At 67.3% G+C, this 19,375-nt stretch carries 17 protein-coding genes; 3 read left to right on the top strand and 14 right to left on the bottom strand.

Annotation, left to right across the window (positions count from 1 at the left end):
* Positions 1 to 53 precede the first annotated feature (53 nt).
* A complete protein-coding gene (gene thyX, locus MOM01_RS05105; RefSeq protein ID WP_241384302.1) occupies positions 54 to 809 on the bottom strand; it encodes an FAD-dependent thymidylate synthase in 756 nt (251 codons plus the stop codon).
* Positions 810 to 951: 142 nt separating this feature from the next.
* Between thyX and MOM01_RS05100 the strand changes: the two genes are divergently transcribed.
* Both MOM01_RS05100 and MOM01_RS05095 read left to right on the top strand, forming a co-directional pair.
* Positions 952 to 1,515, top strand: a complete 564-nt coding sequence (locus MOM01_RS05100) for a hypothetical protein (protein ID WP_241384301.1) — start codon at positions 952 to 954, stop codon at positions 1,513 to 1,515.
* A gap of 58 nt (positions 1,516 to 1,573) precedes the next feature.
* The gene (locus tag MOM01_RS05095; RefSeq protein WP_241384300.1) at positions 1,574 to 2,014 is read left to right on the top strand and encodes an SRPBCC family protein; all 441 of its coding nucleotides are present in this window, start codon (positions 1,574 to 1,576) and stop codon (positions 2,012 to 2,014) included.
* A 28-nt stretch (positions 2,015 to 2,042) separates the two neighbouring features.
* Here the strand turns inward: MOM01_RS05095 and MOM01_RS05090 are convergent, their stop codons facing one another.
* The 4 genes from MOM01_RS05090 to MOM01_RS05075 form a co-directional block, all read right to left on the bottom strand.
* A complete protein-coding gene (locus tag MOM01_RS05090; protein WP_241384299.1) occupies positions 2,043 to 2,546 on the bottom strand; it encodes a flavodoxin family protein in 504 nt (167 codons plus the stop codon).
* Between the two features lie 48 nt (positions 2,547 to 2,594).
* Entirely contained in the window at positions 2,595 to 3,074 is a 480-nt protein-coding gene (locus MOM01_RS05085) for a hypothetical protein (RefSeq protein WP_241384298.1), read from the bottom strand.
* Positions 3,075 to 3,084: 10 nt separating this feature from the next.
* On the bottom strand, positions 3,085 to 3,819 hold the full coding sequence (gene dapB, locus MOM01_RS05080; protein ID WP_241384297.1) for a 4-hydroxy-tetrahydrodipicolinate reductase: 735 nt from the start codon (positions 3,817 to 3,819) through the stop codon (positions 3,085 to 3,087).
* Positions 3,820 to 3,921: 102 nt separating this feature from the next.
* A complete protein-coding gene (locus MOM01_RS05075; protein ID WP_241384296.1) occupies positions 3,922 to 4,527 on the bottom strand; it encodes a TetR/AcrR family transcriptional regulator in 606 nt (201 codons plus the stop codon).
* A gap of 24 nt (positions 4,528 to 4,551) precedes the next feature.
* Between MOM01_RS05075 and zapE the strand changes: the two genes are divergently transcribed.
* On the top strand, positions 4,552 to 5,616 hold the full coding sequence (zapE, locus tag MOM01_RS05070) for a cell division protein ZapE (RefSeq protein ID WP_241384295.1): 1,065 nt from the start codon (positions 4,552 to 4,554) through the stop codon (positions 5,614 to 5,616).
* Here the strand turns inward: zapE and MOM01_RS05065 are convergent.
* From MOM01_RS05065 to MOM01_RS05025, 9 genes are all read right to left on the bottom strand, one after another.
* Entirely contained in the window at positions 5,565 to 6,902 is a 1,338-nt protein-coding gene (locus tag MOM01_RS05065) for a M16 family metallopeptidase (protein WP_241384294.1), read from the bottom strand. The two genes, zapE and MOM01_RS05065, sit on opposite strands and share 52 nt — an antisense overlap.
* A 96-nt stretch (positions 6,903 to 6,998) precedes the next feature.
* Positions 6,999 to 7,730 carry a respiratory nitrate reductase subunit gamma gene (narI, locus tag MOM01_RS05060; protein WP_241384293.1) on the bottom strand — a complete coding sequence of 244 codons (732 nt, stop codon included), beginning with the start codon at positions 7,728 to 7,730 and terminating at the stop codon, positions 6,999 to 7,001.
* Positions 7,727 to 8,410 (bottom strand): nitrate reductase molybdenum cofactor assembly chaperone, encoded by a 684-nt coding sequence (narJ, locus tag MOM01_RS05055; RefSeq protein ID WP_241384292.1) that lies wholly within the window; start codon positions 8,408 to 8,410, stop codon positions 7,727 to 7,729. The genes narI and narJ overlap by 4 nt, the downstream gene beginning before the upstream one ends.
* Positions 8,407 to 10,086 (bottom strand): nitrate reductase subunit beta, encoded by a 1,680-nt coding sequence (gene narH, locus MOM01_RS05050; protein ID WP_241384291.1) that lies wholly within the window; start codon positions 10,084 to 10,086, stop codon positions 8,407 to 8,409. Before narH ends, narJ begins: the two co-directional genes overlap by 4 nt.
* Before the next feature lie 52 nt (positions 10,087 to 10,138).
* Positions 10,139 to 13,831, bottom strand: coding sequence for a nitrate reductase subunit alpha (locus MOM01_RS05045; RefSeq protein WP_241384290.1), 3,693 nt, complete (start codon positions 13,829 to 13,831; stop codon positions 10,139 to 10,141).
* On the bottom strand, positions 13,828 to 15,096 hold the full coding sequence (locus tag MOM01_RS05040; RefSeq protein WP_308196964.1) for a nitrate/nitrite transporter: 1,269 nt from the start codon (positions 15,094 to 15,096) through the stop codon (positions 13,828 to 13,830). Before MOM01_RS05040 ends, MOM01_RS05045 begins: the two co-directional genes overlap by 4 nt.
* Positions 15,097 to 15,290: 194 nt before the next feature.
* Entirely contained in the window at positions 15,291 to 17,576 is a 2,286-nt protein-coding gene (locus MOM01_RS05035) for a polyribonucleotide nucleotidyltransferase (protein ID WP_241384289.1), read from the bottom strand.
* 333 nt (positions 17,577 to 17,909) lie between these two features.
* The gene (gene rpsO, locus MOM01_RS05030) at positions 17,910 to 18,179 is read right to left on the bottom strand and encodes a 30S ribosomal protein S15 (RefSeq protein ID WP_006551263.1); all 270 of its coding nucleotides are present in this window, start codon (positions 18,177 to 18,179) and stop codon (positions 17,910 to 17,912) included.
* Between the two features lie 118 nt (positions 18,180 to 18,297).
* Positions 18,298 to 19,266, bottom strand: coding sequence for a bifunctional riboflavin kinase/FAD synthetase (locus tag MOM01_RS05025; protein WP_241384288.1), 969 nt, complete (start codon positions 19,264 to 19,266; stop codon positions 18,298 to 18,300).
* Between the last annotated feature and the right edge of the window lie 109 nt (positions 19,267 to 19,375).

The following is a 19,375-nucleotide window of genomic DNA, read 5'->3' as shown; positions in this document are numbered from 1 at the left end:
AGGCTACCGCGTGGCTCTGCCGCTTCGACACACGCCCGCCCCTCTGCGGAGGATCAGATATCTGCGGCGAGAGTGGGCACCGCGATCTCGCTGCCGTCCGCCAGGGGGCTGATCGCGAAGTCCGAGAAAGCGTGGGGTGCCGCGTCCGCGAGCTGACGCACACATTCGACGGCGAGCCGCCGGATCTCGACGTCGGCATGTTCGGTGGCACGCATGGCCACGAAGTGCCGCCACGAGCGGTAGTTGCCGGTGACCACGATGCGGGTCTCGGTGGCGTTGGGAAGCACCGCCCGGGCGGCCTCCCGGACCTGCTTGGCACGCAGTGGGCCCGCAGGAAGATGCGACAGTTTCGCGTCCAGTGCCGCAAGCAACGCCAGATAGGCCTCGCGGCTGCGCTCGGCGGCTGCGAAGAACAGCTCCTCGAGTTCTGCGTCACCCTCGATGGCCGGCGGTACCACCACGGGCACATCGCCGTCGGCGACGAAACGCTGGGACAACTGCGAGAACGAGAAGTGCCGGTGCCGGATCAGCTCGTGCGTGCACGAGCGCGAGATCCCGGTGATGTAGAAGGTCGCCGTGGCGTGTTCGAGGACCGACAGGTGGCCGACCGTGAGCAGATGACGGAGATAGCCGGCGTTGGTCGCCGTCCGGGGGTTCGGCTTCGACCAGCTCTGGTAGCACGCTCGGCCGGCGAACTCGATCAGAGCTTCCCCGCCCTCGGCGTCGGTGTCCCAGACGACGTCCTCGGGAGGGTGGAACTCCGTCGTGGCGATGAGCCGGACCTTCGGGTCGGCGGGTTCGGGCGCCATCGTCTCCTCCTCGCCTGTCGTCGTCGCGCACCCCGGAAGGCACGGTCGTCTCGTCCGCACAGTAACGCGGCCCGATCCACACCGGACGATGACATCATGGTGACGCCTTGCACGACATCATTTGTGACGTCACACTGACGCTATGGATATCGACAAGTACACATCCGCCATCACCGACTCGGTGATTTCCGCGGCCGAACTCGGGGACGAGCAGACCCGCCGCACCGCTGCCGCCCTGGCGACCGCCATCGCCGCTCCGGTTCGCCTGGCCGTGCTGGCCGCGCTGTCGGACATGGCCAACGAGATCAGCGACGAACTGGGCGACCGCACCGTCACCGTGCGCCTCGACGGCACCGACGCCGTGCCGGTCGTGCACAGTGACCCCGCTCCGCCCCACCAGGATCCGACTCCCTCGTTCGAGGAGATGACGGGTGACATCAGTCGCGTGACCCTGCGTCTCGTCGAGCAGATCAAGACGAAGGCGGAGGAAGCCGCGCAGCAGAGCGGCCTGTCGCTCAATTCCTGGATGGCGCAGGCCGTGCAGGGGGCACTGCGGGAGCAGATGCGTTATCAGCGCCGGGCCGACGAATGGCGTCGCCAGGGCGGGTGGACGAAGCCGTCTCCGTCCGCACCCACCGAGCAGCAGCCGCCCGGGAAGGAGGAGACCACCGGCCCCGGCGATACGGATTCCGACGACCGGACGTGAGGCAACTCACTGCAGGATAGAGTGCCGAGGCACACATCCCGGGCGAGACGGAGGTCGCATGGCGGTCAGCAGTACCAGGAGTTTCGATATCGATGCGACCCCCGAGCAGGTGATGGCGGCGCTCGCTGCAGTCGAACGCCTGCCGGAATGGTCGTCGACCCACAAGTCCGTGACGGTCGAATCCACCCACCCCGACGGACGCCCGAACCGTGTGCGGATGATCGTCTCGATCGTCGGCATCACGGACGAGCAGGTCGTCGAATACTCGTGGAACGGCGACGAGTCGATGTCGTGGACCCTCGTCGAGAGCAGCCAGCAACGTCAGCAGGACGGCACCTACGCCCTGGCCTCCAAGGGGGCCGGTACGGCCGTCGAGTTCTCGCTGACCATCGATCCGAAGATCCCGGTCCCCGGCTTCCTGGTCCGGCGCGCGGAGAAGATGGCACTCGAAACCGCCGGGAAAGGCCTCACGTCGTTCACGGAAAAACACTTCCGCTGATCGCGGAGCGAAACACGTCCGCTGATCCTCAGATCTCGCCGGCTGCGGTCGCCGCGACGACGGCGCCGAGTTCGTAGCACTGTTCGCGCACCTTCGCGTCGACCGGGCCGGTGATCTCGAGATCGGCGGCCGCCTGCACGAGGCCCATCCCGGTGACCAACCGGCGAACGGACGACACGGCCCCGGCCGTGTCGTTGTTCCCGTGCACCCACAGGCCGTAGGGGCGGCCCGCCACCGCGTCGAGGCACGGATAGTAGACGGTGTCGAAGAAGTGTTTGAGCGCACCCGACATGTAACCGAAGTTGGCCGTGGTGCCGAACAGGAAACCGTCGGCCGACAACACGTCGGGCACCGTTGCGCCCAGCGCAGGCACCACACGCACGGCGACACCCGGGATCTCCGGATCCCGCGCTCCGGCCAGCACCGCTTCGAGGATCTCACGGGTGGACGGCGACGGCGTGTGATGGACCACCAGCACCGTGCGCGCTTCCTCCGACCGGTCGGACGTCTCGCTCTGCGCCTCGTCTGTCACATGAGCAGGCTGCGTCACCGGCAGTGTGTTGTCAAAGCCGCTCGCAGCTCAGGAACCCGAGTGCCCGTCCCGTTCGAGTTTCTCGAGGGCGACGGCCCGCCGCATCGTCTCGCGGGCGCGACTCCGGTCTCCGGCGTAGTCGTAGGCACGCGCGAGTCGGTACGAATTGCGCCAGTTGTCGGGGTCCGCCTCCCACTCCTGCTTCACCACCGCGAAGAGTTCGTCGGCGGCGTCCCGCTCGATCCGGCCGGACGGCATGCGCGGCAGACCGTCGACGTCGAGTTCGAGCCCTTCCTCGTGGATACGACGGGCGAGACGCTGATGCTGCAGCCCGGCGCGGATGGTCGCGTAGACGATCCAGGCACCCACGACGGGGAGGATGAGGATGCCGATTCCGAGTCCGATCGCCGCGATCTCACCGGAACGGACGAGTTTCACGCCGGACGAGCCGAGCAGAACGAAGTAGAAACCCAGCGCCACCACGATGAACGCGATGGGCACGAGGACTTTCAGCAGGCCGGTTCTCACAGGTTCGGGCTCACAGATCCAGGAGAGGATCGATGCCGAGGGTCAGCCCCGGGCGCCCACCGATCTCCCGCACTCCGAGCAGCACCCCGGGTGCGAAGGAGGAGCGGTCGATCGAGTCGTGGCGGATGATGAGTGTCTCGCCCTGGGTGCCGAGCAGCACTTCCTGGTGGGCGACGAGACCGGCGAGTCGCACGGAGTGCACTCGGACACCGTCGACGTCGGCGCCTCGTGCCCCCTCCAGTTCGGTGGTGGTGGCATCCGGGCTCGGGGCCACTCCGGCCTCGGCTCGCGCCTGCGCGATCAACCGGGCGGTGCGGTAGGCCGTACCGGACGGGGCATCGGCCTTGTTGGGATGGTGCAGCTCGATCACCTCGACCGAATCGAAGAACCGGGCAGCGGCCTGCGCGAAGCGCATCGACAGCACCGCACCGATCGCGAAGTTCGGCGCGATGAGCACGCCCACCTCGGGTCGGCCGGCCAGCCAGCTGCGCACCCGGTCCAGGCGCTCGTCGTCGAAGCCGGTCGTACCGACCACGGCATGGATGCCGTTCTCGACGAGGAAACGCAGGTTGTCCATGACGACGTCGGGATGGGTGAAGTCGACGACCACCTGGGTCTGCGAACCGACGAATGTGTCGAGAGAGTCACCCTTGTCGACGGTGGCGACGAGCTCGAGGTCCGGCGCGGCTTCGACAGCGGCACAGATCGCCTGACCGACCTTGCCCGCAGCACCGAGCACACCCACCCGAACCTTTGTTGCTTCCACTGCGTCGTCACGCCCTTTCGTTGCCGTCTCCCGGAAATCCTACGCAACGACCAGCGGATGTCCCGAGCGGGGCGAGCGCCGCTACCGAGTCGCGCGGAGGGTGTCGATCCACCGGCCGACGATCGAACGGATGTCCTCGCTGCGCGATGCCCGAGGACCGGAGGAAGTGTGGGCACGTGTGCCGTGGGTGTAGTCGAAGACCACCCCTTCGAGCAAGGTCACCAGATCTCGCGCTGCGGCCTCCGGCTCGTGCGCGCCGAGGTCTCGCATCAGATCGGTCGCTGCGGATACCGAGAACATGCATGTCGACAGCGCCGCGGCCAGCTCGGGAGCGGACTGCGCGTCGGTCGCGAGTGCGTACCGGGCGAGCACGTCGTTCCGCCGGCGGGTGAGCAGACGTTCGAGGTAGGTCGCGATCGGACGGGCAGGATCGGGCGGGCCGTCCTCCGGTATCCCGGAACGCAGAGCAGCGAAATCCGCCCGCGACCGTTCCGTGAGGTGGGTGATCGCCGCCGAGACGAGCGCATGGCGGGTGCGGAAATAGTAGGAGGTCGACCCTTTGGGCAGACCGAGGTGGGTGTCGATCCCCTGATGTGTCACCGCGTGGTTACCGCCGCGGGCAGCCAGTTCGAGTGCGGCATCGCAGATCGCCGACCGCCGGGAGGAGGATTCACGGGAGATGGTCACTCTACGATGATAGAGTCCGGCCTCGTGAGGTTGCGACGCCGACGAGTGTCCCCTGCGTCGAACCCGGTCCCCCGCACCGTGTTCGAGGACGCCGCCCGGCTGCGGGGCTTCGTGCTGGATCCCGCGCAGCACGAAGCGATCGAGCAGCTGTGCGCTCCCGGGTGCCCGAACATCTATCTGTGGGGACCACCGGGGCGAGGGAAGAGCTGGCTGGCGGAGATGTACTGGTCGGCGTTCCCCGGCACGAACAAGGTCCGCGTCCATTTCCACGAGTTCTTCCGTGATCTGCACGCTGAACTCCGCCGGCACCACTTCGATCTCGAAGCCTCGCTCGACCGCCTGATCGGCAGCGCCGAACTCGTGTACTTCGACGAATTCCACGTTCACGATCCCGCAGACGGCACGTTCGTCGCCCGGCTCGTCCCCGCCCTCCTGGCACGCCGGATACGCCTCGTCGTGACCTCCAACTATCCGCCCCGGGAGCTGCTGCCCAATCCGCTCTTCCACGACGACTTCGTCCCGACGATCGAACTCCTCGAGCGCTGCGCGACGGTCGTCGCGCTCGACGGTCCCCTCGATCACCGGGTCCACTCGGACCACACGCGCGGGTTCGCATCGGGGACATGGGCGACCACCCCGTCCGACCGACAGCTACGACAGCTGGGGATCGAGCGACCGGCCCCGCCCGAACGCCGCATCCTCGTCCCCGCCGGCCGCCCCCTGCGCGCTCTCCGGGCACGGGAGGACTGCCTGTGGTTCGACTTCCACGACCTCTGCGGGCACATCACGGCACCCGCCGACTATCTGGCACTGGCGGAGAACTGGCCGGAGTGGGTGATCGACGGAATTCCGAACCTGCTGGTCGCCGGGCGCGAACCCGCCCAGCGCTTCGCCAATCTGGTGGACGTTCTCTACGACCGTGGCGTGCGGTGCGTGTTCGTCTCGGATGTCGCGGTCCCCGAACTCGTTGCGACGGCCGGCCCCGTCGAACGCGACATCGATCGACTGAGGAGCCGGCTCACCGAGCTGCGACGGCTTCAGGACACGAGTTCGCGCACCGAGGCCGGAAGATCGCGCACACGCCGGTAAGGACCGGCGACCGCGACGGCGAAGGGCCGGTGCAGCAGGTCCACGGCGACGCTGCGCACTTCCTCGGCGGACACGGACGAGATCCGTTCCAGGGTCTCGGTGAGACTCCAGTGCTGCCCGTAACTCAGCTCGCTGCGGCCGATCCGGTGCATGCGCGCCCCCGTGTCCTCGAGCCCGAGAACGAGACCGCCGCGCAGCGACCCCTTGGCCCGAGCACATTCCGCATCGGTGATGCCGTGTTCGGCCACATCGGTGAGCACCTCCCGCACGACGGCGGCGACCTCACCGAGATTCTCCGGCTGGCAGCCCGCATACACGGAGAAGGCACCGGTGTCGGCGAAGGTGTCGGTTCCCGAATACACCGAATAGGCCAGGCCACGCTTCTCGCGCACTTCCTGGAACAGCCGCGAACTCAGGCCACCGCCGACGGCGGCGTTGAGCACCGACAGCGCCCACCGGCGACCGTCGTGGCGACCGAAGGACCGCACCCCGAGGGTGAGATGGGCCTGCTCGTTGTCGCGTTCGACGATGCTCATGGTGGGCGCGGTCCGCAGTTCGAGCCGCCCGTTCCGGCAGGGCGCGGGAACCGCGGCATCGTCGAGATGCCCGGCGAAGGCTCGTCGTACCAGTTCGACGGTATGTCCGTGATCGACATTGCCGGCGACCGCGACGACCATCCGGGGCGGGGTGTAGCGGCGCACGTGGAAGGAATGCAGTTGGGTCCGGCTCATCGACTCGATCGACTCCGCGGAACCGATGATCGGGCGGCCGAGGGGGTGATCGCCGTACAGGGCCGTGAGCAGCGAGTCGCCGAGCAGGTCCTCGGGATCGTCGTCGCGCATCGCGATCTCCTCGAGCACCACCTGCCGTTCCACGTCGACGTCCGTGCTCAGGCACCGGCCGCGCAACACGACATCGGCGACGACGTCGACGGCGATGGGCAGGTCGTCGTCGAGCACGTGCGCATAGAAGCAGGTGTGTTCTTTGCTGGTGAAGGCGTTGAGCTCACCGCCGATCCCGTCCATCGTCTCTGCGATGTCGAGGGCGGTGCGGGTCGGGGTCGCCTTGAACAGCAGGTGTTCGAGGAAGTGGGCGGCACCTGCGACCGATCGCTGCTCGTCGCGCGAGCCGACACCGACCCACACGCCGACGGCGGCCGAGCGCACTCCGGGGACGTGCTCGGTGACGACTCGCACTCCCCCGGGTAGAACCGAGCGGCGGACGCCGGTCTCCGCAAGGGGTACGGGAGTCGAAGCATCGTTCTTCACGTGGGAACTGGCAGCCATGGGGATCTTCGGTGGTCCTGACAGGTCGGGAGGGCGCGGAACATTTCACAGTACACCCGACCTCCGGGCCCTCCACCTACGGCAGGCTGCGCGTGCTCACCATCCCCGTCGCCGCGGTTCCGAACCCACGAGTCGTCCGGGAGGGGCCTCGTCGCGACTGCGATAGACGATGTACGGCCGGAACAGATAGGCCACCGGCGCACTGAACGCATGGACCAGGCGCGTGAAGGGCCAGATGGCGAACAGCACGAGACCGACGAAGGTGTGCAACTGGAAGGTGAACGGCGCCTCCGCCATGAGGTCCCCGCGGGGCTGCAGCACCCAGATCGACCGGAACCACGGCGACACGGTCTGCCGGTAGTTGTGTTCTTCACCCACGGCGCCCGCACCCAGGAGGGTCGTCGCCAGTCCCACCACGATCGCAGCGACGAGCACGACGTACATCATCTTGTCGTTGAGGGTGGTGGCGGAGAAGACCGGTCCGTTGGTGCGGCGGCGGTAGATCAGCAGCACGATCCCCACGAGGGTCGAGAATCCTGCGATCGCACCCAGGACGAGTGCCTGCACGTGATAGGCGTGCTCGTCGATACCGATGGCGTCGGTCCAGGACTGCGGAATCACCAGACCGATGAAGTGCCCCACGATCACGACCAGGATCCCGAAATGGAACAGCGGGCTGGCGATACGCAGGATGCGTGCCTCGTACAGCTCGGACGACCGGGTGGTCCACCCGAACTTGTCGTAGCGGTACCGCCACCAGGTGCCCACCACGAGAATCGCCAGTGTCACATACGGCACTACGTCCCAGAAGATCTCTCCTGCGGTCATGATTGCGAGGTTCCTTTCGGCGGCGTCCGGCCGGTCCGGGGTGGCACCGTCAGCGTGAACGGCTGGAGACCGATCGATTCGCGGGGCGGTCCCGCCTGCGCGAGGCGCCGGGCCCGTTCCTCCTCCTGGTCGGTCGCCGGCGGGAGGGTCGCACAGACCGCCTCGACGACCTGCGCGTACGGGGAGCGCGCGTCGCGCAGGGAAGCATGGAGCACATCCAGCGCCACCCGATAGCGAGTGAGGAGTTCCTCTCCGGAGGTGGGATCGACGTTCGCGGTGAACTCGAGGACCACCGGGAGATGGTCGGGTGACTCGTCGGCAGGAGGCACGACACCCGCGGCACGATAGACACTCGCGAAGGCGTGCATCTCGGCTCCACGATTGCGGGTGTCCCCCGACGTCCAGTAGGTCAGGTACATCGTCGAACGCCGCCGCAGGTCGAAGGTCTCGACGTACTGCTGCGCCGTGGAGAGAAGGTCTTTCGCGCCCAGTTCACGAGCAGCCGTAGCCAGCATGTCCTTCTCGGGCCCGGTGATGTGCTCGAGAAGCTGCTCGACCGTGCCGAGCCGTTCGCGGTGCTCCTCGTCGGGATAGGCGAGCAGCAGGGACGCGGACTGACGGACGAGACGATGGTGCAGGGCGCGATCGGAGGCCGCGCGTCGTGAACGCAGCAGTCTCATCGCCCGTCCCCGTCCCCGTTCCCCTCACGTCCACCCGGGAACATGCCGGTCGGCACGCCTTTGCCGTCCCAGTTGAGCAGGTTCACCCGCGAGGGATTCGACGCGTTCGCTCCGAGGCCTTCGCTCGTCTGCCGCTGGGCGAGAGCGTGGAAGGTCTCGACCGCCACCGGGACGGGGGTGCCGCTGGCCTCACCGAACGGACCGGAGGAGTCGTACATCCCGGGTCCACCCTCGTAGGACAGCGCGCAGTCCGTCGCGGTCTCCTCCAGCCGATGGCCTTCGGCCGCGTACGCGGTCGGGATGACGTACCGCTCGTCGTACTTGGCGAGTGCGAGGAGCCGGTACATCGCGTAGATCTGCTCTTCGCTCATGCCGACGGATTCGGGGATCTCGGGACGGGTCTCGCGTCCCAGATTGATGTCACGCATGTACGAGCGCATCGCGGCGAGCCGACGCAGCACGGCCTCGACGACACCGGTGTCTCCGGCCGTGAACAGTTCCGCGAGGTACGCGACGGGGATGCGCAGTGCGTCCAGGGCGCCGAAGAGATTGCCGATGTCCTCGCCGTCGTGCCCCTCGCGGCTCACGGCGTCGACGACGGGCGAGAGCGGCGGCACGTACCAGACCATGGGCATCGTCCGATATTCCGGATGCAGGGGCAGCGCCACCCGGTAGGTGCTGATCAGGTCGTAGACGGGTGAACGCTGGGCGGCCTCGATCCACTCGTCGGAGATCCCTTCGGCGCGGGCGCCGGCGATCACGTCGGGATCCTTGGGATCGAGCAGCACGTCACGTTGCGCCGCGTACAGGTCCTTCTCGTCCTCCACCGAGGCCGCCTCCAGCACGCGGTCGACGTCGTAGAGGACGAGCCCGATGTACCGCAGCCGTCCCACGCACGTCTCCGAGCACACGGTGGGCAGGCCCACCTCCACCCGGGGATAGCAGAAGGTGCACTTCTCGGCCTTGCCCGTCTTGTGGTTGAAGTACACCTTCTTGTACGGGCATCCGGACACGCACATCCGCCAGCCGCGGCACCGGTCCTGATCGACGAGCACGATCCCGTCCTCCGAGCGCTTGTAGATCGCACCCGACGGGCACGACGCCACACACGACGGGTTCAGGCAGTGCTCGCAGATCCTGGGCAGGTAGAACATGAAGGTCTGCTCGAACTCGAGCTTCACCTGCTCGCCGACCTTCTTCAGGATCGGATCGTCCGGGACGACCGCCGGGGAGCCACCGAGGTTGTCGTCCCAATTCGCCGACCACTGCACCTTCATCGGCTCACCGGAGATCAGGCTGCGTGGCGTCGCCACCGGGATGTGCTCTCCGAGCGGAGCGTTGGTGAGGTTGTCGTAGTCGTAGGTCCACGGCTCGTAGTAGTCCTGGATCGAGGGCATCTTCGGGTTCGCGAAGATGCGGGCGAGTTTGGCGAATCGGCCGCCGTCCCGGAGGCGTACGCGGCCCTTGGAGTCCCGGATCCATCCGCCGCGCCAGCGTTCCTGATCCTCGTAGGTTCGCGGATAACCTTGCCCCGGACGTGTTTCGACGTTGTTGAACCACACGTACTCGGTACCCGACCGATTGGTCCATGCCTGCTTGCAGGTCACCGAGCAGGTGTGGCATCCGATGCACTTGTCGAGGTTCATCACCATCGCAAGTTGTGCCATGACCTTCATGTCCACCTCGCTTCCTGCATCGCACTCCGCCCGGCTGTTCGCTCGACGAACATCAGTAGACGACCTCCTGCGATCTGCGCCGCACGATCGTCACCTCGTCGCGCTGGTTGCCCGTGGGGCCGAGATAGTTGAACGCGTAGGCGGTCTGCGCGTATCCCCCGGCCAGGTGGCTGGGCTTGATGAGGATGCGCGTCAGCGAGTTGTGGATACCGCCGCGCGTACCGGTGGTCTCGGTCCGTGGCACGTCGATGACGCGATCCTGCGCGTGATAGACGAAGACGACGCCCTCGGGCATGCGGTGGGAGACGATCGCCCGGCACACGATGACACCGTTGCGGTTGACCGCCTCCACCCAGTCGTTGTCGCTCACCGAGATCTTCGCGGCATCGGCGGCCGACATCCACATCGTGGGCCCGCCCCGGGACAGGGAGAGCATGAACAGGTTGTCCTGGTATTCGGAGTGGATCGACCACTTCGAGTGCGGCGTCAGATACCGAACGGCCAGCCCGATTCCGTCGCCCGTGCCGACGGCCGGTTCGTCGAACAGTCGCGACATGTCCAGTGGGGGCCGGTAGACGGGGAGCTGCTCACCGAGTTCCTCCAACCAGTCGTGGTCGAGGTAGAAGTGCATCCGTCCCGTCAGGGTGTGGAAGGGTTTGAGCTCCTCGATGTTCACCGTGAACGGCGAGTACCTGCGCCCTCCCGTCTCACTCCCCGACCATTCGGGACTGGTGATGACGGGCGTGGGACGGGCTTGGGTGTCGGCGTAGGTGATCCGCCTTTCCTCGCTTCCCTCCGCCAGGTGCACGAGCCTGCGGCCGGTACGTTTCTCCAGTTCGCGGAACCCCTGGACCGCCAATCTCCCGTTGGAGGTGCCGGACAGTGCAAGAATGGTGTCGGCCATACGCTCGGCGGTGTCGATCGCCGGACGACCCTGTCCGGCACCGGAATTCATGACACCGAACTTCTTCGCAAGTTCGGCGACCTCCCGATCCGGCCGGGTGGTCACGCCCTTGGTGTTGAGCCCGAGCGTCTCGACGAGCGGTCCGAGCGTGGCCCACTTCTCCGCGATCGCACCGTAGTCGCGTTCGACGACCGTCAGCGGCCCCATCGTCTTCCCCGGAACCGGCACCTCGCCCGTCGATCGCCAATCCCGCTCCGTACCGGAGGGATACGCCATCGCTCCCGGGGTGTCGTGCTGCAGGGTTCCCATCACGATGTCGGTGCGGGTTCCCAGGTGCGTGCGCGCCAGGCTGCTGAACACCTTCGCGATGGCGCCGAAGGCGTCGTAGTCCGAACGGGTCTCCCAGGGCGGATCGACTGCCGCGGTGAACGCGTGGAGGTAGGGATGCATGTCGGTACTCGACAGATCCCCCTTCTCGTACCAGGTGGCAGCGGGAAGCACGATGTCGGAGAACAATGTCGTCGACGTCATGCGGAAGTCGATCGACATGAGCAGGTCGAGTTTCCCGTCGGGGACGTCCTCTCTCCAGGTGACCTCACCCGGCCGCAGGTCCTCTGCCGCAGGGCCGGCCTGCACGTTCGCATCGGTGCCGAGCAGGTGCCGGAGGAAGTATTCGTTGCCCTTGCTGGACGAACCGAGCAGATTCGACCGCCACACGCTGAGCACCCGGGGCCAGTTGCGCGGGTCGTCGGGATCGGTGATCGCCAGCTTCAGATTTCCGTCGGCGAGTTCCTGCGCGACATGCTGCGGGATCTCCCGGCCCGCCGCCTTCGCTTCCTCGGCGACCTCGTGGGTACTGCGGTCGAACTGGGGGTAGAAGGGCGACCACCCCATCGCCACGGCAGACGTCATCACGTCCATCGTGTGCTTGCCGCGGAACCGCCCTCGCCCCAGGGGACTCGACAGCGCGTCGGCGCGGTAACCGTCGTAGCGCCACTGCCCCGTGTGCACGTACCAGTAGGAGGTGCCGGCCATCTGCCGCGGTGGACGGCTCCAGTCGGTCCCCATCGCCAAGGCGGCCCATCCCGTGACGGGACGGCATTTCTCCTGTCCGACGTAGTGTGCCCATCCGCCTCCGTTTCGACCCATGGACCCGGTGAGCATGAGCAGCGCCAGGACGGCACGATAGGTCGCGTCACCGTGGAACCACTGGCAGATGCCGGCGCCCATGATGATCATCGAGCGCCCGCCGGATTCCTCGGCGTTGATCGCCAGCTCCTTGGCGATGCGGATCGCTTGTGCCGCCGACACTCCGGTGATCGATTCCTGCCAGGCGGGTGTGTACGGGGAGGTGGAGTCGTCGTAGCCGCTCGGCCATCGTCCCGGAAGGTCGAGTTCGGGACGGTTCACCCCGTACTGCGCGAGCATCAGATCGAAGACGGTGCACACGAGGTGCTCGCCGATCCGTCGCACCGGCACACCCCGCTCGATGCTCTCGCCGTGCCCGTCCAGGGTGTCGAAGCTGGGCAGATGCACGGCCACGCGCTCCCCCGCCCCGCCCGCAGACGCGACCGTCAGAGCAGGGACGAGATCGCCGAGTTCGAGGTTCCACTTCCCGATGCCGTCGTCGCCGTACCGGAATCCGAGGGAGCCGGGAGGCACCACCACCGTGTCGGTGGCGCCGTCGACGAACGCCGGTTTGACGGCGGCGTTCTCGACGTCCTGTCCGAGATCGGCCGCGGTGAGGTTCTTGCCGGGCACGAGTTTCCCGTCGCGTTCCTCGAGCCGCACCAGGAACGGCAGGTCGGTGTACCGGCGGACGTAGTCGGTGAAGAAGGGGACACGTTGCTGTACATGGAACTCGTTCAGCAGCACGTGGCCCATCGCCATCGCCAGCGCACCGTCGGTGCCTGCCGCGCACGGCATCCACTCGTCGGCGAACTTGGTGTTGTCGGCGTAATCGGGACTGACCGCGACGACCTTGGTGCCGCGGTACCGCACTTCCGTCATCCAGTGGGCGTCCGGTGTGCGCGTGACCGGCACGTTCGAACCCCACATCATCAGGTAGGAGGCGTCCCACCAGTCGCCCGACTCCGGCACGTCGGTCTGATCGCCGAAGACCTGCGGCGAGGCCACCGGCAGGTCGGCGTACCAGTCGTAGAAGGACGTCAGCACGCCGCCGAGCAGTTCGATGAAACGCGACCCCGCGGCGAACGACACCATGGACATGGCCGGGATCGGAGAGAACCCGGCCACCCGATCGGGCCCGTACTCCTTGATCGTGTGGACGTGCGCGGCGGCGATCATCTCCGTGGCCTCGGCCCACGTGACCCTCACCAACCCGCCCTTACCGCGAGCACGCTGGTAGCGGCGACGCCGTTCGGGATCGTTCTGGATCTCGGCCCACGCGAGCACCGGGTCGCCGAGACGCTGCCGGGCCTCCCGGTACATCTCGACGAGCAGTCCCCGGGCATAGGGATACCGCACGCGCGTCGGGGAATAGGTGTACCAGGAGAAGGCCGCACCGCGCGGGCAGCCGCGCGGCTCGTATTCCGGCCGATCGGGACCTACCGTCGGGTAGTCGGTTTCCTGTGTCTCCCAGGTGATGATCCCGTCCTTGACGTAGATCTTCCACGAGCACGAGCCGGTGCAGTTCACTCCGTGGGTGGACCTGACGACCTTGTCGTGGCTCCATCGATCGCGGTAGAAGATGTCGCCTTCCCTGCCGCCCTGCCGGGTGACGGTGCGCGTGTCGCCGGATTCCTTGCCCGAGGTGAAGAAGCGTCCGCTCCGCACGAGCAGTTCTTCGGCGCGGCCTCCGATTCCTACGGTGTCTGTCACGGAGTCTCCTTACGTATCTCGGAGCCGCGGTCGGCGCGGTTCCTCGATTCCCCGGCTTCCGGGTTCGGCTGTTCGTGTGCGCGCAAGCGGAACGCGGTGTACAGCAGGCAGACCACAGCTGTCGCGGCGAGCAGGAGCAAGCCGACCGTGTAGTTGTTGTCCTCGGCGTTGTAGGTCGCGCCCATCACCAGAGGCGGGAAGTAGCCGCCCAGCCCTCCCGCCGCGGCCACGATGCCGGTGACACTCCCCACCGCGTGCGTGGGCGCCCGCCGGGCCACCCAGGCGAAGACGCCGCCGGTTCCGATACCGAGGAAGATCGCCAGCATGATGAAGGTGACGGCCGACCACAGATCCGCCGGTGGCTTGAAGGTCGCGATCACGGCCATCACCGCGGTGCCGGCGAAGGAGGTGAGCACCACGTATTTCGGGGGCACCCGATCCGACAGTGCTCCACCCACAGGCCGTGCGAGGACCGCGGCCACCGCGAAACCGGCGGTGCGTGTTCCGGCGTCGACGGTGGAGAAGTCGTAGATCGTCTTGATGTAGGTGGGCAGGTAGGTGCTGAACGCCACGAACCCGCCGAATACGACGGCGTAGAGGAACGACATCTCCCAGGTGACACGGAGTTTCGCCGCGACGGCCAGTTTCGGCAGGACCGGATCGGTGTTGGGGGTGAAATACGGTGCGTTGCGCATCACGAGGATGCAGACCACCGCCGTCACCGCGAGGGCCCCCGCGACCATCAGATGCGTGGGAACCAGCCCGAACCAGTTCACGAAGCGAGGGGTGAAGAAGGCGGACAGCGCGGTGCCGACCATGCCGGCGCCGAACACGCCGGTCGCGAAGCCCCGGCGGGCGGGTTCGTACCAGTTGTTGGCGAACGGGATACCGACGGCGAAGATGGTGCCCGCGATGCCGAGAAAGAACCCGCAGACGAGCAGGAGCGGGAAGGATCCCGCTTCAGCGGCGAACCCGACCGCGACGACGGGCACGATCGACAGCAGCGAGATGGCGATGAACATCGCCCGCCCGCCGTACCGGTCCGTCATGGCGCCGACCGCGATACGACCGACCGAACCGACGAGGACCGGCGTGGCCACCAGCATGGACGCTTCGGTGCTGCTCAGCGACATATCGGCGGCATAGGTGGTCGAGAGCGGGCCGATCATGTTCCAAGCCCAGAAGTTTATGGCGGACACCCAGGTCGCGAGCGCGAGGTTCGCCCCCTGTAACCGTCCGACATCCGAGGGAGTGGCCGTGGTCACACCTCAAGGGAACCACTCCTCGGACCGGATCGGACCCACTTCGGCAGATCCCTCACCGTTGCGGCATCCGGCCGTTGCACGCCGGTAACCACCCTCCCGCGAAACGACCGCACCCGTGGGGCCCGACCGGAGTCGGGCGCCACGGGTGCGTGTCCCCTCGGCCTACCGGAAGTCCGGCCGGCCGAGGTCGAGGATCAGGACTCGGTGTTCTCGCCGGTCGCGGTGGCCTCGGCCGTCTCGTCCTCCACCGGAACGAGGCTGATCTTGCCGCGGTTGTCGATGTCGGCGATCTCGACGCGGATCTTCGAGCCGACGTTCACGACGTCCTCGACCTTCGCGATGCGCTTGCCGTTGCCGAGCTTGCTGATGTGCACGAGACCGTCACGTCCCGGAAGCAGCGACACGAAGGCACCGAAGGCCGTGGTCTTGACGACCGTTCCGAGGAAGCGCTCGCCCACCTTCGGCAGCTGCGGGTTGGCGATGGCGTTGATCTTGTCGATCGCGGCCTGCGCGGACGGGCCGTCCGCAGCACCGACGTAGACGGTGCCGTCGTCCTCGATGGAGATGTTCGCGCCGGTCTCCTCGGTGATCGAGTTGATCATCTTGCCCTTGGGGCCGATGACCTCACCGATCTTGTCCACCGGCACCTTGATGGTGGTGATGCGCGGTGCGAACTCGCTCATCTCGTCGGGCGTGTCGATGGCCTCGGCCATGACCTCGAGGATCGTGGACCGGGCGTCGTGTGCCTGCGAGAGCGCACCGGCGAGCACCTGCGAGGGGATACCGTCGAGCTTGGTGTCGAGCTGCAGGGCGGTCACGAAGTCCTTGGTGCCGGCGACCTTGAAGTCCATGTCGCCGAAGGCATCCTCGGCACCGAGGATGTCGGTGAGGGCGACGTAGCGGGTCTCGCGGGAGCCGTCCTCGAGCTCGATCTCGTCGGACACCAGGCCCATCGCGATGCCGGCGACGGGCGCCTTGAGCGGCACGCCCGCGTTGAGCATCGACAGGGTCGAGGCGCAGACCGAGCCCATCGACGTCGAGCCGTTCGAGCTGAGAGCCTCGGAGACCTGACGGATGGCGTAGGGGAACTCCTCCTGGCTCGGCAGGACCGGGACGAGCGCCCGCTCGGCGAGTGCACCGTGGCCGATCTCACGGCGCTTCGGCGAACCGACGCGGCCGGTCTCACCGGTGGAGTACGGCGGGAAGTTGTAGTGGTGCATGTAGCGCTTGCTCGTCTCGGGTCCGAGCGAGTCGACCTGCTGCGCCATCTTCACCATGTCGAGCGTCGTGACGCCCATGATCTGGGTCTCGCCGCGCTCGAACAGAGCGGAACCGTGGGCGCGGGGCACGACCGCGACCTCCGCCGAGAGCGCACGGATGTCGGTGACACCGCGGCCGTCGATGCGGAACTGGTCGCGCAGGATGCGCTGGCGCACGAGCTTCTTGGTGAGCGAGCGGAAGGCCGCGCCGATCTCCTTCTCGCGACCCTCGAAGTTCGGCGCGACCTGCTCGAGAACCTCGAGCTTGATCTCGTCGGTGCGGTCGTCGCGCTCCTGCTTGCCGGCGATGGTGAGCGCCTCGGCGAGCTTGTCGGAGGCAGCGGCCTCGACAGCGGCGTAGACGTCGTCCTGGTAGGCCGGGAACAGCGGGAAGTCGCCGGTCGGCTTCGCGGCGGCGGCAGCGAGCTGCTGCTGCGCGATGCACAGGCGGGCGATGAACGGCTTCGCGGCCTCGAGTCCCTCGGCGACGACGGTCTCGGTCGGAGCCGGGGCGCCGCCCTCGACGAGTGCGATGACGTTCTCGGTCGCTTCGGCCTCGACCATCATGATCGCGACATCGGCGGTGTCCGGGTTGTCGGCGCCGCCGACGATGCGACCGGCGACGACCATGTCGAAGACGGCGTTCTCGAGCTGCTCGACGGTCGGGAAGGCGACCCACTGGCCGGCCTTGCTCTCGTCCGAGGTGATCAGCGCGACACGCACGCCACCGACCGGGCCGGAGAACGGCAGGCCGGCGATCTGGGTCGACGCCGAGGCGGCGTTGATCGCGACGACGTCGTAGAGGTCGTTCGGGTTCAGGCTCAGGACCGTCACGACGACCTGGATCTCGTTGCGCAGGCCGTCGACGAAGGACGGGCGCAGCGGGCGGTCGATGAGGCGGCAGGTGAGGATCGCGTCGGTGGAGGGGCGTCCCTCGCGACGGAAGAACGAGCCGGGGATGCGGCCGGCGGCGTACATGCGCTCTTCGACGTCCACCGTCAGCGGGAAGAAGTCGAAATGTTCCTTGGGCTGCTTCGAGGCGCTGGTGGCCGAGAGCAGCATGGTCTCGTCGTCGAGATAGGCGACGACCGAACCGGCGGCCTGGCGTGCGAGACGGCCGGTCTCGAAACGGATGGTGCGGGTGCCGAAGGCACCGTTGTCGAGCGTTGCGACGGTCTCGTAGACACCCTCGTCGATCTCGACGGCGGTAGTGCTGGTCATATGTATGTCTTCTCTTCCCTCTTCGTCTTCTTCGTCTTCGCCGTACCCGCGCGGGCGCCGCGACCACCGTGGCCGCGGCTGCGCACCGACTCACGGAGGCGGCCGTCGATCGAAACCCTCCGGCGGATTCGGGATACGACACCCGAACGAACCGGAAGGTCACTACCGAGGACCGACACCGTCGGTGCATACGGAACACCGCCACTGGGGGCGGTGGAGTGGGCCGGCCGAACCGGCACGAACACCGACAGCCGACGAGGCCCAGTGTAATGGGTACCCCGCCGGCTGTCGGAAAAGATCAGCGAATGCAGATCGGGTCGCGTTCCGTCGGCGTCAGCGACGCAGACCCAGACGCTGGATGAGCGAGCGGTAACGCTCGACGTCGACCTTCTCGACGTACTTCAGCAGCCGGCGACGACGACCGACCAGCAGCAGCAGGCCGCGGCGGGAGTGGTGGTCGTGCTTGTGCTGCTTGAGGTGCTCGGTCAGATCCACGATGCGCTTGGTGAGCAGGGCCACCTGCGCCTCGGGAGAGCCGGTGTCGGTCTCGTGGAGACCGTACTCGCCGAGGATCTGCTTCTTCTGTTCGGTGGTCAGAGCCACTGGGTCACTCCTGTACAACTGACGTCCGCGTGACGGAAGGCGGACGATGTCCGCCCGGTGCGGCCACCGCGAACCGCAGCGCGCACCGACGTTCCAGGCTACCAGAGGCCGGTGGCGCTCAGCCCTCCGCCCGGAGCAGCACCTCCCGGGCACGGTCGGCGTCGCGGTGCATCGCCGAGATCAGCGCCTCCACGGAGTCGAACTTCTCCATGCCGCGTAGTCGCTCGACGAAATCGACCGCCACGTGCTGGCCGTAGAGATCGGCCTTCTCGTCGAGCACGAACGCCTCCACCGTGCGCTTGCGGCCGGAGAACGTCGGGTTGGTGCCCACGGAGACGGCCGCACGGTAGCGTTGGCCGGCGGTCATCCCCTCGACGGGCGATCCGGAGTCGAGCACCGTGAACCATGCGGCGTACACACCGTCGGCGGGGATCGCCGCATAGATCGGCGGTGCCACGTTCGCGGTCGGGAAACCGAGGCCGCGTCCGCGGCCGTCCCCGTGGACGACGACACCTTCGACGCGGTGCGGCCGGCCGAGCGCATCGGCCGCCGCCGCGACGTCGCCGGCATCCACGCAGGAGCGGATGTAGGTCGAGGAGAAGGTCACCGCGTGCTCGGCGACGAGCGTGAGTCCCCGGACCGCGAAGCCGATGCGCTCACCGATGGCGCGCAGCATGTCGACGTTGCCCGCGGCCTTCTTACCGAAGGTGAAGTTCTCCCCCACCACGACCTCGGCGACGTGCAGTCGCTCGACAAGGATCTCGTGGGCATAGCGCTCGGGTGAGAGCTTCATGAATTCCGGCGTGAACGGCATGACGCAGAAGACGTCGATGCCGAGTTGCTCGGCGAGTTCCGCTCGGCGCGCGAGGGTGGTCAGCTGAGCCGGGTGACTGCCGGGCCGCACCACTTCCATGGGGTGGGGATCGAAGGTCATGAGCACAGCGGGCACGCCGCGGGCACGGGCCGCTTCCACGGCACGCGCGATGAGCTGCTGATGGCCGCGATGTACGCCGTCGAACACGCCGATCGTGAGTACACACCGACCCCAGTCCGCAGGAATTTCGTCCAGACCTCGCCATCTCTGCACATCGGCAGCCTACGGCGCGGGCAGCGGCCGGGCACGTCCGGATACGCCACGGCGCGCCCCCTTTGTCATCGACGGGTCGGCGAATGCATAATTTCGGTGTGCCGAACTT

The organism is Rhodococcus sp. CH91 (assembly GCF_022554085.1).
In the GTDB taxonomy this organism is placed as follows: domain Bacteria; phylum Actinomycetota; class Actinomycetes; order Mycobacteriales; family Mycobacteriaceae; genus Rhodococcus.
The sequence above is the reverse complement of the archived record's forward strand: the minus strand, read 5'-3'. Positions and strand labels throughout refer to the sequence as shown.